This window comes from Hylemonella gracilis ATCC 19624, from assembly GCF_000211835.1.
Lineage (GTDB): Bacteria > Pseudomonadota > Gammaproteobacteria > Burkholderiales > Burkholderiaceae_C > Hylemonella > Hylemonella gracilis.
The window spans coordinates 49,038-62,323 of sequence record NZ_AEGR01000109.1 but is presented as its reverse complement, the minus strand read 5'-3'; the positions used below and the strand labels follow the sequence as shown (position 1 = coordinate 62,323).

General features: G+C 64.9%; 10 protein-coding genes. 5 read left to right on the top strand and 5 right to left on the bottom strand.

Features of this window, described 5'->3' with window-relative positions:
• Nucleotides 1-46 precede the first annotated feature (46 nt).
• Together HGR_RS16160 and rocF are read right to left on the bottom strand one after the other, a co-directional pair.
• Nucleotides 47-487 (bottom strand): acyl-CoA thioesterase, encoded by a 441-nt coding sequence (locus HGR_RS16160; RefSeq protein ID WP_006299458.1) that lies wholly within the window; start codon nucleotides 485-487, stop codon nucleotides 47-49.
• 161 nt (nucleotides 488-648) lie between these two features.
• On the bottom strand, nucleotides 649-1,599 hold the full coding sequence (rocF, locus tag HGR_RS16155; RefSeq protein ID WP_006299457.1) for an arginase: 951 nt from the start codon (nucleotides 1,597-1,599) through the stop codon (nucleotides 649-651).
• A 123-nt stretch (nucleotides 1,600-1,722) separates the two neighbouring features.
• On the opposite strand from rocF, the gene HGR_RS16150 reads away from it, so the two are divergent.
• Nucleotides 1,723-2,361 carry an NAD(P)H-dependent oxidoreductase gene (locus HGR_RS16150; protein WP_006299456.1) on the top strand — a complete coding sequence of 213 codons (639 nt, stop codon included), beginning with the start codon at nucleotides 1,723-1,725 and terminating at the stop codon, nucleotides 2,359-2,361.
• A gap of 42 nt (nucleotides 2,362-2,403) precedes the next feature.
• On the opposite strand, the gene HGR_RS16145 is transcribed toward HGR_RS16150, so the two are convergent.
• Complete coding sequence (locus tag HGR_RS16145) at nucleotides 2,404-3,342, bottom strand: DMT family transporter (protein WP_006299455.1); 939 nt, start codon at nucleotides 3,340-3,342, stop codon at nucleotides 2,404-2,406.
• Nucleotides 3,343-3,541: 199 nt separating this feature from the next.
• Here HGR_RS16145 and HGR_RS16140 point away from each other — a divergent pair, with 199 nt between their 5' ends.
• The 4 genes from HGR_RS16140 (at nucleotide 3,542) to HGR_RS16125 (ending at nucleotide 7,659) form a co-directional block, all read left to right on the top strand.
• Nucleotides 3,542-4,477: a 4-hydroxy-tetrahydrodipicolinate synthase family protein gene (locus HGR_RS16140; protein WP_006299454.1), complete on the top strand. Its 936-nt coding sequence runs from the start codon at nucleotides 3,542-3,544 to the stop codon at nucleotides 4,475-4,477.
• A gap of 1 nt (nucleotide 4,478) precedes the next feature.
• Nucleotides 4,479-5,258: an SDR family oxidoreductase gene (locus tag HGR_RS16135; RefSeq protein WP_006299453.1), complete on the top strand. Its 780-nt coding sequence runs from the start codon at nucleotides 4,479-4,481 to the stop codon at nucleotides 5,256-5,258.
• Nucleotides 5,259-5,343: 85 nt separating this feature from the next.
• Nucleotides 5,344-6,345: a Bug family tripartite tricarboxylate transporter substrate binding protein gene (locus tag HGR_RS16130; protein ID WP_006299452.1), complete on the top strand. Its 1,002-nt coding sequence runs from the start codon at nucleotides 5,344-5,346 to the stop codon at nucleotides 6,343-6,345.
• 51 nt (nucleotides 6,346-6,396) lie between these two features.
• Complete coding sequence (locus HGR_RS16125) at nucleotides 6,397-7,659, top strand: D-amino acid dehydrogenase (RefSeq protein WP_006299451.1); 1,263 nt, start codon at nucleotides 6,397-6,399, stop codon at nucleotides 7,657-7,659.
• Between the two features lie 45 nt (nucleotides 7,660-7,704).
• Here HGR_RS16125 and HGR_RS16120 read toward each other — a convergent pair whose 3' ends face one another.
• Entirely contained in the window at nucleotides 7,705-9,996 is a 2,292-nt protein-coding gene (locus HGR_RS16120; RefSeq protein ID WP_006299450.1) for a molybdopterin guanine dinucleotide-containing S/N-oxide reductase, read from the bottom strand.
• A gap of 181 nt (nucleotides 9,997-10,177) precedes the next feature.
• The gene (gene uvrA, locus HGR_RS16115) at nucleotides 10,178-13,198 is read right to left on the bottom strand and encodes an excinuclease ABC subunit UvrA (protein ID WP_006299449.1); all 3,021 of its coding nucleotides are present in this window, start codon (nucleotides 13,196-13,198) and stop codon (nucleotides 10,178-10,180) included.
• Nucleotides 13,199-13,286: the final 88 nt, after the last annotated feature.

Below are 13,286 nucleotides of genomic sequence, written 5' to 3'. Positions count from 1 at the left end.
TCGCTGGCGATGGCATCCTGATTGGAGCCATCGCAGACTTGCCATGTCAGCCTGCCGAACGCGACGCGTCCAGCTGGGCCTTGGCCCGCTTGGCCAGGGCGTTGGCCTCGGGTGTATCGGGGGTCCAGGCCGGGACCGGCATGGGCTTGCCGTGAGAATCCACCGAGACGAAGACGATCAGGCATTCGGTCGTGGTTTCCAAGTTCCCGCCCTTCATGTCACCGCTGCGCACCTCGACCGAGATGTTCATGCTGGTGCTGCCGGTGTAGGCCAGCTTGGCTTCCACTTCCACCAGGTCGCCAATCATGATGGGGCGGTGGAAGCGGATGCCGCCCACATAGACCGTGACGCAGTAGCGCTTGGCCCAGCTGGTGGCGCAGGCATAGCCGGCTTCGTCGATCCATTTCATGACGGTGCCGCCGTGCACCTTGCCGCCGTAGTTGACGGTGCTGGGTTCGGCGAGGAAGCGGAGCGTGATGGAGGACATGGGTTTCCTTGCAAGAGAGGTCGGGAGTATGGCGCGGCGCCGTGTCGAAGCCATTCAGCGATGTCCGGTGCCGTGGGCCAACGGTTGAGGTGAAACGCAATCGCGCGGGTGCATGGCAAGGTGGCGCAAAAAACGGGCCAGCTGGGCCAGTGTGCAGCGCGCTAACCGCGGTCGCGCATGAGCGTGGATTTGCCAAACAGGCTTTCCACCAGCTCCACCGCTACCTGCGCCGTGCGGTTGCGCACGTCCAGCGCGGGGTTGAGTTCCACGATGTCCAGCGAGGCCACGCGGCCGGTGTCGGCGATCATTTCCATGCACAGCTGGGCTTCGCGGTAAGTCGGTCCGCCGGGCACCGTGGTGCCCACGCCCGGGGCGATCTCCGGGTCCAGAAAGTCCACGTCGAAGCTCACGTGCAGGTGGGTGTGGTCGTCCAGTCCGGCCAGCGCCTTGTCCATCGCGGCCCGCATGCCCACTTCGTCGATGTAGCGCATGTCATAGACCTCCAGCCCGGCCTCGCGCACGCGATGGCGCTCGCCTTCGTCCACGCTGCGAATGCCGATCTGCCGCAGGCTGGACGCAGCGATCGCCGGCACGTGGCCCGCCATGGACACCAGGGCGGAAGGTCCGTCGCCGCACAGGCAGGCCACCGGCATGCCGTGCAGATTGCCCGAGGGCGTGATGTCGTGGGTGTTGAAGTCCGCGTGCGCGTCCAGCCACAGCACCCGCAGTGCGCGGCCCGTGGCCCGGCAGTGGCGCGCCACCGCGCTGATGGAGCCGATGCCCAGACTGTGGTCGCCGCCCAGCAGCACCGGCAACTCGCCCGCGGCGAGCGCGGTGTGGACGGCATCGTGCACCGCCTGGTTCCAGGCCACCACTTCGTCCAGATGGCGGTAGCCGCCCTGAGGCGGGAGGCAGGGGTTGTTCGGCCCGTGCAGGTTGCCCGTGTCATGCACGGTCAGACCGCGTCGCGTGAACATCTCGGCGATGCCCGCCACCCGCAGGGCTTCAGGCCCCATGGAGGCGCCGCGCGCGCCCGCGCCGATGTCGGTGGGCGCACCGATCAGCCGCACGGTGCGTGCGGGCGTGGCGCCAGGAACAAAAGAAGCAGACATGGGCCGGGATTATCGCGGCCCGCCAACTTTTCATGGGCGACATGGAAATGGGCTTGCAAATGGGCTTGCAATCGCCAGGTTCGGTCCCATATGCATGAACCGCCAACTTTTTGCGTGCATTCCATGTCCCAGCTGATCGAACAACTTCAGTGGCGCTACGCCACCAAAAAAATGAACCCGGCCAAGGCTGTTCCCCAAGAGAAGGTGGACCGCATTTTGGAAGCCGTCCGCCTGACCGCCACCTCCAGCGGCCTGCAGCCCTATGAGGTGATCCTCGTCACCAACAAGGAGGTGCGCGAGAAGATCAAGGCCATCGCCTGGAACCAGGCGCAGGTCACCGATGGCTCGCACCTGCTGGTGTTCGCCGCGTGGGACAACTACACCGCCGAGCGCATCAATGCCATGTTCGACCTCACCAACAGCGAACGGGGTTCCACCAACGAAGGTTTCGAGGCCTACCGTCAGAAGCTGTTGAGCTTGTACCCCCCGCGTCCCGCCGAAGAGAACTACGCGCACGCGGCGCGCCAGGCCTACATCGGCGTGGGCACGGCGCTGATCGCCGCGGCCGCCGAAAAGGTCGACAGCACACCCATGGAAGGGTTTGACCCCGCCGCCCTGGACGAGATCCTGGGCCTGAAGGCGCGTGGTCTGCGCAGCGTGGTGATCATGCCGCTGGGTTACCGCGCCGATGAAGGCGACTGGCTGGTGAACCAGAAGAAGGTGCGCCGCAGCCGCAAGGACTTCGTCACCGAAGTTCGCTGAGCCGCCGTCAGCGACGGCACGCTGACCCGAAACGCCCGACCGTCACGCACGGCCGGGCGTTTTTTCTTCCTTGGTGACCAGCCAGATGCCGACGCAGACCAGCACCAAGGCTATGCCGTTCTTCCATTCCAGGAAGGTTTCGTCGAGGAACAGGGCCGAAAGCGCCGTGCCGAAGATCGGGATCATGAAGTTGAAGACCGTGATCATGCTCACGCGGTTGTGCTTGAGCAGGATGGTCCAGAGCGAGAAGGCAATCGCCGACAGCGCCACCAGGTAGGTCAGGATGCCCAGCGCGGCCGCGCTCGGCAGGCTGAGGTGTCCGCCGAAGGCAAAGCCCAACACCAGCAGGCCGACGCCGCCGATGGCGAGTTGCCAGCCGGTCAGCACCACCGAGTCGATGCGCTGCGACACCTTCTTGCCATAGATGCTCGCGGCCGAAAGCACGAAGGCCGCGATCACGACGAAGCCCTCGCCCAGCAGGGTGAAGTCCAGGCTGAGCAGGCTGTCGTGGAAGTTCACGACCATCACGCCCAGGAAACCCACCAGGCAGCCCAGGGCCTTGTTGCCGCTGAGGCGGTCGTTGCGGTAGATGAAGTGCGCCAGCAGCACGCTGAAGAAGGTGCCGGTGGCGTTCATGATGGAACTCTTCACGCCCGTGGCGTAGGCCAGACCAATGTAGAAGAACACGTACTGCGCTGTGGTCTGCGCCAGGCCCACCAGGGTCACTTGGCCCACGCCGCGCCGGTCTAGCGCGAACACCGGCTTGCGAGTGGCTGCCGCCACGATGAGCAGCACCAGCCCGGCGAAGACAAAACGCCAGCCCGCGAACACCAGCTTGGACGGAATGTCATCAGGCGCGATCTGGAACAGCGCGTAGCCATTCTTGATGGCCGGGTAGGCGCTGCCCCAGAGCAGGCAGCAGAGGGTGGCCAGTAAAAACACAACGTTGCGTTGCGTATAGAGCGAGTTAGGCTGAGTCATTCGGTCTCACAGTCAAAGGCCAGGGGCAAGATGAGTCATCAGAAATCGATGGAGCCCTGCATGAAGTCGGCTCTTTATTCCAATGACACACAAGCTAATATAAAAAAATGTAGTTTGATTTGGCGCGCGCATCGATAGCATCGGCCTCCGCTCTGAAAAATCTTCTGGAGCATACGTTCACTGTTTCGCGCGGCAATTCATGACCAAAGAAAAAATCGAGGGCTCCTTCGTTGCTCTGATCACCCCTTTCAATCAAGACGGTAGCCCAGACTTTGGCGCTTTCCGCAGCCTCCTCAAATTCCAGGAAGACAACGGCACCAAAGCCGTGCTCATCATGGGCTCCACCGGTGAAGTCTCGATGCTCTCGCAAAAAGAGCGCGAAACCATCATTGCCGAGACCGCTCGCTTCAAGACCGGGAAGATGAAGTTCTTTTACGGCTGCACGGGCAACAACACCCAGACCACCATCGACTATCTGCGCTTTGCGCGCGCCAACGGGGCCGATGGGGCGATCCTGGCGGCACCCGCCTACATCTGCGGACCGGAAGCCGACCTGGAAGAGTATTTCCTCGAAGTCGCTGACGCCACCGATCTGCCGCTGGGTCTCTACAACAACCCCCCGCGCGTGAAAACCGATCTGCACTGGGACAACCTGCTGCGCATCTTCAAGCACCCCAACTACGTGGTGCACAAGGAATCGACCACGCGCGTGGGCCAGGTGGCCCAAGTGCTCAAGGCGCGCCCGGACGTCTCGGTGATGTGCTGCGATTCGCCCAACCTGGGCCTCGTGGTGCCCACCATGAGCCTGGGTGGGCACGGCACGGCCAATATGACCGGCAACATCGCGCCGGCCGAGCTCGCCACCATCTCCAAGCCCTGGACCACGCCCGATGTGTCGGTGAGCTTCCGTGATGCCTACCTCGGCCTGCTGCCGATGCTGCATTACTCCTACTCCGCCATCAACCCGGTCGCCATCAAGTCACTGATGAAGGCCGTGGGTCTACCCGCGGGCAATCTGCGCAAGCCGCTCAAGAATCTGGAAGGCGAACCCTTGCTCAAGGGCCTGCGCATTGTCAAGGAACTCGGACTCGACAAGAAATACGGCTGGAGCTCGCCCGAACTGAAAGCCGCCTGAGATGGACTTGGGTATTGCGGGTCGCAAGGCCCTGGTGTTTGGTGCGAGCCGCGGCATGGGCCGCGCCTGCGCCCTGGAGCTTGCGCGTGAAGGGGTCGACGTCGTGATCGCGGCGCGCACGGTCGCCACGCTAGAACAAGCCGCCGCCGAGCTCTCTGCCGAAACGGGGCGCTCGGTGCGCTGGGTCTCGGCGGACATCACCACCGAAGCCGGGCGCGATGCGGCTCTGGCGGCCTGCCCCGCGCCGGACATCCTGATCAACAACGCCGATGGATTTCCTCCGGGCGACTTTCGCGACTGGACGCCCGCCATTTGGCATCAGGCCGTGGATGCCATGATGATCGGCCCCATCGAGATGATGCGTCGCACGGTCGACGGCATGATCGAGCGTCGCTTCGGGCGCATCGTCAACATCGTCTCGCGCAGCGTCAAAACGCCGCAGCTGGAGCTCGGCCTGTCGAACGGCGCACGCTCGGGCCTGGTGGGTTTTGTCGCCGGTCTGGCGCGACAGACCGTGCGCCACAACGTGACCATCAACAACCTGCTGCCCGGCGTCTTCGCCACCGACGCACAGCGTCAGCACATCCTGGGCATGGTGGAGTCCACCGGCAAATCGTTTGAGCAGCTCTGGCACGAGCGCGGCACGCAAAACCCCGCGGGTCGTTATGGAGAAGCGCACGAGCTCGCCGCGCTCTGCGGTTTCATCTGCTCGGCCCGCGCAGGCTACATCACCGGTCAAAACTTCCTCATCGACGGAGGCGCGTACCCCGGTACTTTCTAGATTCACTCCGAGCCGACGCAGATTGGCTGCTCATGGAGACATCCTTCATCCCTGTTTATCAAGCATCAACGACTTTAGGTATTCGATGACTCACCTCAACCGCCGCATGCTCGCCTTCTATGGCGCAGCCCTGGTCACCAGCCTGCTGCAGGCTCCAATCGCACACGCCCAAGCGGCTTGGCCCGCCGCCAAGACCATCACCATCGTGGTTCCTCATGCCGCCGGTGGCGCGGTGGACGGTGTGGCACGCTCCCTGGCGGAGCGCTTGAGCGCAGAGCTCAAACAGAGCGTGGTGGTGGATAACCGTCCCGGCGCTTCGGGCCTGATTGGCACCGCCCTGGTCGCACGCGCCGAACCCGATGGCTACACGCTGTACTTCAATGCCTCCATCCACGCGGCAGCGCCCCTGCTCTACAAGAGCCAGGTGAAGTTCGACCCGATCAAAGACTTCACTCCCATCGGCATGGTCGCGCAAGGCGCCTTGATCTTCAGCGTGAACCCGCAAGTGCCCGCGCACACCGTGCAAGAGCTGACGCAGCTTCTCAAGACGAACCCAAGCAAATACAGCTTTGCGACCAGCGGCTTTGGCTCCGCGGGTCACCTGGGTATCGCGCAGTTTGCAGCCGAAGCCGGTTTGAACGACAAGAACATCCCCATCGTGCTCTACAAGGGCGCGGCGCCTGCCTTGCAAGACCTGATTGGCGGCCAGGTGCACGCCATGATGGATCCCTTCCTTTCCTCGCTGCCGCAAGTGAAGAGCGGCAAGCTGCGCGCCATCGCGCAAACGGGCAGCACCCGCAGCGCCTTGCTGCCCGATGTACCCACCGTCAAGGAAGCCGGCTTCAAGGACTTTGAGTTCTATTCCTGGTATGGCATCTGGGCCCCGGCCAAGCTCCCTGCGCCGGTGCTCAAGGCACTGGAGAGCGCCACGGAGCAAGCCGTCAAATCAGAGCCCTTCAAAACCAAGCTCAACGGCTTGGGCTTCGACGCGGTCTTCCGCAATTCGGTGGACTTCAACAAGTACATCGTGAGCGAAACCGCCAAGTACCAAGCCATCATCGACAAAGCCGGCATCACCATTGAGTGAGTTGCATCGCCACCCAACGCGATCATTTCAAGCCCCCACGGAGGTTCATGCATGAAAGTGGTGGTGCTGGGAGCGGGTGTGGTGGGCATGACCACCGCCTATTACCTCGAGCGCGATGGCCATGAGGTGGCGGTGGTCGAGCGCCATGCGCGCGCAGCCAACGAAACCAGCTACGGGAATGCAGGCGGGCTGTGCCCCAGCTTCGCCGGCCCGTGGGCCGCGCCGGGCATGGTGTCCAAGGTGTTGCGGATGATGTGGCAGTCTCATGCGCCCATCCGCTTTCGCCCGCGGTGGAGTGCGCACCAGTGGCGCTGGATCGTGCGGTGGTTGGGCGAATGCAATGCCCAGAACTTCCGCCGCAACAAGCTGCGCATGCAGCGGGTGGCGCACTACAGCCTGGCCTGCCTGCGCTCGCTGGCCGAGCGCGAGGGGCTGCATGACTTTGATTTCCACGCCGATGGCACGCTTTGGCTCTTTCGAACACCGCAAGAGTTGGCCCATGGTCGGCTCGCCGCGTTGGCTCTGGATGAGTTCGGTGTGCCCTGGCGCTGGTTGGAGCCGCATGAAATCAACGCGCATCAGCCCGGTCTCGCCGCACGCAGCGCGGCGATCACGGGAGCCATCTTTCTCCCGGCTGATGCATCGGGTGACAGCCACCTCTTCACGCAATCCCTCACACGTCTCCTGAGCGCCCGTGGCGTGAAGCTGCGCTTCAACACCACGGTCGAGGGCTTCGACACCGAGGGCGATCGCATCATTGCGGTACGCACTTCGGCCGGACGCCTGACCGCCGACGCCTTCGTGCTGGCGCTGGGCAACCAAGCGCCCTTTCTGCTCCGTCCTTTGGGGCTGAACCTGCCGGTCTATCCGCTCAAGGGCTACTCAATCACCGTCCCCCTGGCGTCGTCGACAGCGCCCGACGTTCGTCCCGCGCTGATGGACGAGCACAACAAGGTCATGATCTCGCGCCTGGGCTCACGCATACGCGCCGCCGGCATGGCCGAGCTCGGCGGCTATGGCCTAGATGCCGACGTGGCCCAGCGCGACTTGCTGCTGCGCGTGGTGCGCGAATTCATCCCCACCGGGCTGGACGAGCGTCAAATTGAATTCTGGGCAGGCCTGCGACCGATGACACCCGATGGGCCGCCGATCTTGGGGCCGACCCGTTGGCGGGGCCTGTTCCTCAATGCGGGGCATGGATCGAATGGCTGGACGCAAGCCTGCGGCACCAGCCGCATCGTCGCCGACCTCGTGAGTGGGCGACGGCCCGAGGTGGGCCTGGAAGGTCTGACCGGGGAGCGCTACAAACTCTAGCGTGATCGGGTAAGTCCGCCGCGCTGATTGAGCTCGTGCCTCAGTTCACACCACCGGCGTCGCGTAAGCCCGCACCTCGGGCGCGGCATCGATCCAAGGCTCCACATCCACCAACGCCGACATGGCGGCGCAGCCCTGAGTGAGGCGCGAGGTACCCAAGTCGGCGGTCAGCACATTGGGGTTGCCGTGGCGTTCAAGCGCACCGACCTCGCCGTCGAACCACGCACCGGTCGACATCACGATCACGCCAGGCATCACCGTGTCGTCCACCACCGCGCCACCCAGGCAACCGCCCCGCTCGTTGTGTACGCGCACCAGTTGTCCGTGGGCAATGCCACGTGACTGGGCTTCAGAGGAATGCAGGCGCACCGCCTGCCGACCTTGCACCTTGGCCGCTCGCGAAAGCGTGCCCGCATCGAGCTGAGAATGCAGCTTGTCCGCGGGTTGCGAGCTGATCAGGTGCAGCGGCCAACGCCGAGCCGCAGGCGCACCCAGCCACTCATGCGGCGCCAGCCAGGCCGGATGCGGTGGGCAATCGTCGTAGCCAAAGCCCGCGATGGCTTGTGAATAAAGCTCAATGCGCCCCGAAGGCGTGGCCAGCGGCGCCTGCTCGGGCTGCGCGCGAAACGCTTCCATCAAGACCATGTGCCGCTCGGGCTCGGGCAAGACCACTTGCTCACGCGCCCAAAATTCTTCAAAGCTCGGCATGGCACAACCCGCGCGCTCCCAATCGACGGCAGTCTGCGCGTACAGATGGCGCACCCACGCGGCTTCGCTGCGCCCCTCGGTGAACACAGATTCGCAACCCAGGCGCGCAGCCAGCTCGCGGAAGATGTCGAAATCGTTGCGGCTTTGCGCCACGGGCGCGATGGCTTGCTTCATGGCGATCAAATACCGATCACGCGAAGAACCGCCCACATCGTCACGCTCCAGCGTGGTCGTGGCAGGCAGCACGATGTCGGCCCGGCGCGCGGTGGGCGTCCACCAGCTGTCGTGCACGACGATGGTCTCGGGCTTTTGCCAGGCACGCAGCAGGCGATTCAAATCCTGATGGTGGTGAAAGGGGTTGCCACCGGCCCAGTACACCAGCCGTATGTTCGGATAGGTATCGCGCTGGCCGTTGAACTCAAAAGCCTCCCCAGGGTGCAGCAGCATGTCGGCCAAGCGCGCGGCCGGGATGTTCCGGCGCAGGGGATTCGTTCCAGCGGACAAACGCGGCGCGGCCACATCGGGGCGTGGCGTGCCCGCGCCATTGATCGAGCCGTGCCCAAACGCAAAGCCACCCCCAGGCGAGCCGATCTGCCCCAGCACAGCCGCCAGCGCAATACTGGCCCAGTATGGCTGCTCGCCGTGGTGCGCGCGCTGCAGCGACCAGGTGCAGTTGATCATCGTGCGTTGGCGCGCGCAGGCGCGAGCCAGCTCAACAATGGTGGCTGCGTCAATGCCGCAGACCTTGGCAGCCCAGGCTGCGTCTTTCACCTGACCATCCACCGCACCATCGAGATAGCGTTTCCACGCATCGAAGCCGGTGCAGTGCGTGCGCAGAAACGCGGCATCGTGCAAGCCTTCCGCCACCAAGGTGTGGGCCATGGCCAGCATGAGCGCGGTGTCGGTGTTGGGGCGTATCGGTATCCAGCGCCCACGCACGCCCTCGGGCATGTCCGCACGGGTGGGGCTGATGACGACAAACTCAATACCCGCCTGCGCCGCTTGCGCGATCCACGCCGCACTGCTGTGCTCGCCCGCACCGCCGGAGGTCACCTGCAGATTGCGCATCGGCAAGCCGCCGAACGCCAGGAAGAGCTGGGTGTGCGCCAGCACATTGCGCCAATCGGTCACCCGCCCGGTCACCGGCGCAAAGGTGCCGATCACATGGGGCAAGAGAAACTGAGCCGCCCCCCAGCTGTAGTTACCTACCTGACCCACACAGCCGCCCGCGCCGTGCAAGAAGCGCTGCACCAGCGTGCGCGCGTGATGCAAGCCGCCCGCAGAGGACCAACCATACGAGCCGCCGAAGATCGCTTCGCCCCCATGCGCGCTGCGCACGCGGGCCAGCTCCTCGGCGACGAGTCCAAGCGCGGTGTCCCAGTCCACCTCGACGAAACGCTCAGACCCCCGCGCGGCGCGGTCGCTTTGCGCACGCTGACGCAACCAGCCCTCGCGAACCGCGGGCTTTTGAATGCGCAACGGTGAGTGCACCATGCCCGGCATGGACTGCAGGATGGGAGAAGGGTGCGTGTCGCCTGGAAAAGGATCGCAGCGCAGCAGCCGGCCGCTTTCAACCACCGCATGAAAAGCGCCCCAATGGGAGAGCGAGGGAAAACGTTGCTGAGACATGTGCGCAGGCTAAAAATCAGTATGCGAGTCTAGCGGGGGGCAAAAGCAGAGATGCCTCCAAGATTGCCTTCGAGAAGGCCTTGATCAATTGACCGTGGCTGTCGAGTCGCGCCACCCCTGAGGCGACGCGGCTTGTGCGACGAAGACGCTTGCATCTGCGCATCTGCTGTACTTTGCGCGCTCACTTGAGTAGCCGCGCCAAATACTTGCCCGTATGGCTGGCGGGGTTCGTCGCCAAATCTTCCGGCGTCCCCATCCCCACCACCATCCCGCCGCCCGAGCCGCCTTCCGGCCCCATGTCGATCAGCCAGTCCGCGGTCTTGATGACGTCGAGGTTGTGTTCGATGATGACGATGGTGTTGCCCGCGTCGCGCAGCTGGTGCAGCACCTTGAGCAGCAGTTCGATGTCGGCGAAGTGCAGGCCGGTGGTGGGTTCGTCCAGGATGTAGAGCGTGCGGCCGGTGTCGCGCTTGGACAGCTCGAGTGCGAGCTTGACGCGCTGCGCTTCGCCGCCCGACAGCGTGGTGGCGCTCTGGCCGAGCTGGATGTAGCTCAAGCCCACGTCCAGCAGGGTCTGCAGCTTGCGCGCGATGGCGGGCACGTCCTTGAAGAAGGCGTGGGCCTGTTCCACCGTCAGGTTGAGCACCTGCGCGATGTTCAGGCCCTTCCACTGCACTTCCAGGGTCTCGCGGTTGTAGCGCTGGCCATGGCAGACATCGCAGGGCACGTAGACGTCGGGCAGGAAGTGCATCTCCACCTTCACCACGCCGTCGCCCTGGCAGGCCTCGCAGCGGCCGCCCGCGACGTTGAAGGAGAAACGTCCCGGGCCGTAGCCGCGCTCGCGCGCCGTGGGCGTTTCGGCCATCAGGTCGCGGATGGCGGTGAACAGGCCGGTGTAGGTGGCCGGGTTGCTGCGTGGCGTGCGGCCGATGGGGGATTGGTCGACGTTGATGACCTTGTCGAAGCCATCCAGGCCTTCGATGGTTTCATGCGGCGCAGGTTCGTCGTGCGCGCGGTGGATCTGCTTGGCCGCCGCCGTGTAGAGCGTGTCGTTGACCAAGGTGCTCTTGCCCGAGCCGCTGACGCCCGTCACGCAGGTCAACAGGCCCACGGGAATCTCCACCGTCACGCCCTTGAGGTTGTTGCCCGTGGCGTTCACGATGCGCAGCACTTCCTTCGTGGCCTTGTGCCGTTCGGCGGGCACGGCAATGCCGCGCGCGCCGCTCAGGTACTGACCGGTCAGCGAGGCCGGGTTGGCTTCCACCTCGCCCGGCGTGCCCTGGGCCAGGATGCGGCCACCATGCACACCGGCACCGGGGCCGAGGTCGATCACGTGGTCGGCGGCGCGGATCATGTCTTCGTCGTGCTCGACCACCAGCACGCTGTTGCCCAGGTTGCGCAGGTGCTGCAGCGTGGCAATCAGGCGGTCGTTGTCGCGCTGGTGCAGGCCAATGCTGGGCTCGTCCAGCACGTACATCACGCCCGTGAGGCCGCTGCCGATCTGGCTGGCCAGGCGGATGCGTTGCGACTCGCCGCCCGACAGCGTGTCCGCGCTGCGGTCCAGGCTGAGGTAAGACAGTCCCACGTCGTTGAGGAACTGCAGGCGCAGGCGGATTTCGCGCACCACCTTGGCAGCGATCTCGGCCTTGGCGCCTTGCAGCTGCAGGGATTCAAAGTAGGTTTGCGCCTCGCGCAGGGTGGCGCGGCTGACCTCGTAGATGGCGCGAGATTGCTCGCCTTCGCCGATGCGCACGAAGCGTGCCTCGGTGCGCAGGCGCGTGCCCGCGCAGGCCGGGCAAGGCTGCATGCTGCGCAGCCGGCCCAGGTCCTCGCGCACCAGGGCCGAGTCGGTCTCGCGCCAGCGCCGCAGCATGTTCGGCAGGATGCCCTCGAAGGCGTGGGTCTTGCTGACCTTCTTGCCCGCGAAACTGCCGGAGCCCATGGTGTAGCTGAACTTGATTTCGTCCTCGCCCGAGCCGTGCAACAGCACATGTTGGACATGCGCGGGCAGTTCCTCGAAGGGCGCCTCGACGTTGAACTTGTAGTGCTTGGCCAGGCTTTCCACCATGGCGAAGGCCACGCTGTTGCGCCGGTCCCAGCCCTTGATGGCGCCACTCGCGAGGCTCAGGGACGGGAAGGCGACCACGCGTGCCGGGTCGAAGAACTCCTGCTGACCGATGCCGTCGCACTCCGGACAGGCGCCTTGCGGCGAGTTGAAGGAGAACAGGCGAGGTTCCAGCTCGCCGATGGAGTAGTTGCACAGCGGGCAGGCGTAGCGTGCGTTGAAGAGGTGCTCTTTCTGCGCCCCGTCCATCTCCACGACGATGGCGCGGCCCTCGGCCAGGTTGAGCGCCGCCTCGAAGCTCTCGGCCAGCCGCTGGCGCAGCGCCGCGGCTTCGCGGACCTGTTCGGCGTCATCGCCCTCCGCTGCCAAACGCACGCGCAGCCGATCGATCACCACGTCGATGTCGTGCTTCTCGGTTTTCTTGAGCGTGGGCAGATCGTTGAAGTCATGCACCTGGCCGTCGACGCGAAAGCGCACATAGCCCCGCGCCTGCATGTCGGTGAAGAGTTCGGTGAACTCGCCTTTCTTTTGCCGCGCGACGGGCGCGACCAACATGACCCTTAAGGATTGTTCGCCCCCACGCTCGGCACTGCCGTGTCCTCGCTGCCCCCCGAGGGGGCGCTCGTCGCTTGGGGCGGCCCGGCGCTCCTCGGGCGCCAGCCCCAGCACCGCGTCGACCATCTGGCTCACGGTCTGGGCCTGCAGCGGAAGGTTGTGCTCGGGGCAGTGCGGGGTGCCGGCGCGGGCGTAGAGCAGGCGCAGGTAGTCGTGGATTTCCGTCACCGTGCCGACGGTGGAGCGCGGGTTGTGGCTGGTGGCCTTCTGCTCGATGGCGATGGCGGGCGACAGACCTTCGATCAGGTCCACTTCCGGCTTGTCCATCATCTGCAAGAACTGCCGCGCGTAGGTCGACAGGCTTTCGACGTAACGGCGCTGGCCCTCGGCGTACAGCGTGTCGAAGGCCAGGCTGGACTTGCCCGAGCCCGACAGGCCGGTGATCACCACCAGCTGGTTGCGCGGGATGTCGAGGTCGATGTTCTTGAGGTTGTGCGTGCGCGCCCCACGGATGTGGATGGCCTGTTGCTGCAAGGCGCTGGCGAGGTAGCGCCCTTCATCGGGCGTGACAGGCTGGTTCATGGGGCGTGGGCGCAATTCGCACGGCGAACCGGGCGGTGGGTGGAGACGGCGAAACCCACCATGATAGAGACATCGCGGGCGCTCGGCA

What these genes read in the sequence shown, in the direction of transcription:
- uvrA (WP_006299449.1), bottom strand. Translation starts at nt 13,198, where the DNA reads ATGAACCAGCCTGTCACGCCCGATGAAGGGCGCTACCTCGCCAGCGCC.
- HGR_RS16145 (WP_006299455.1), bottom strand. Translation starts at nt 3,342, where the DNA reads ATGACTCAGCCTAACTCGCTCTATACGCAACGCAACGTTGTGTTTTTA.
- HGR_RS16130 (WP_006299452.1), top strand. Translation starts at nt 5,344, where the DNA reads ATGACTCACCTCAACCGCCGCATGCTCGCCTTCTATGGCGCAGCCCTG.
- HGR_RS16125 (WP_006299451.1), top strand. Translation starts at nt 6,397, where the DNA reads ATGAAAGTGGTGGTGCTGGGAGCGGGTGTGGTGGGCATGACCACCGCC.
- HGR_RS16135 (WP_006299453.1), top strand. Translation starts at nt 4,479, where the DNA reads ATGGACTTGGGTATTGCGGGTCGCAAGGCCCTGGTGTTTGGTGCGAGC.
- HGR_RS16140 (WP_006299454.1), top strand. Translation starts at nt 3,542, where the DNA reads ATGACCAAAGAAAAAATCGAGGGCTCCTTCGTTGCTCTGATCACCCCT.
- HGR_RS16160 (WP_006299458.1), bottom strand. Translation starts at nt 487, where the DNA reads ATGTCCTCCATCACGCTCCGCTTCCTCGCCGAACCCAGCACCGTCAAC.
- HGR_RS16150 (WP_006299456.1), top strand. Translation starts at nt 1,723, where the DNA reads ATGTCCCAGCTGATCGAACAACTTCAGTGGCGCTACGCCACCAAAAAA.
- rocF (WP_006299457.1), bottom strand. Translation starts at nt 1,599, where the DNA reads ATGTCTGCTTCTTTTGTTCCTGGCGCCACGCCCGCACGCACCGTGCGG.
- HGR_RS16120 (WP_006299450.1), bottom strand. Translation starts at nt 9,996, where the DNA reads ATGTCTCAGCAACGTTTTCCCTCGCTCTCCCATTGGGGCGCTTTTCAT.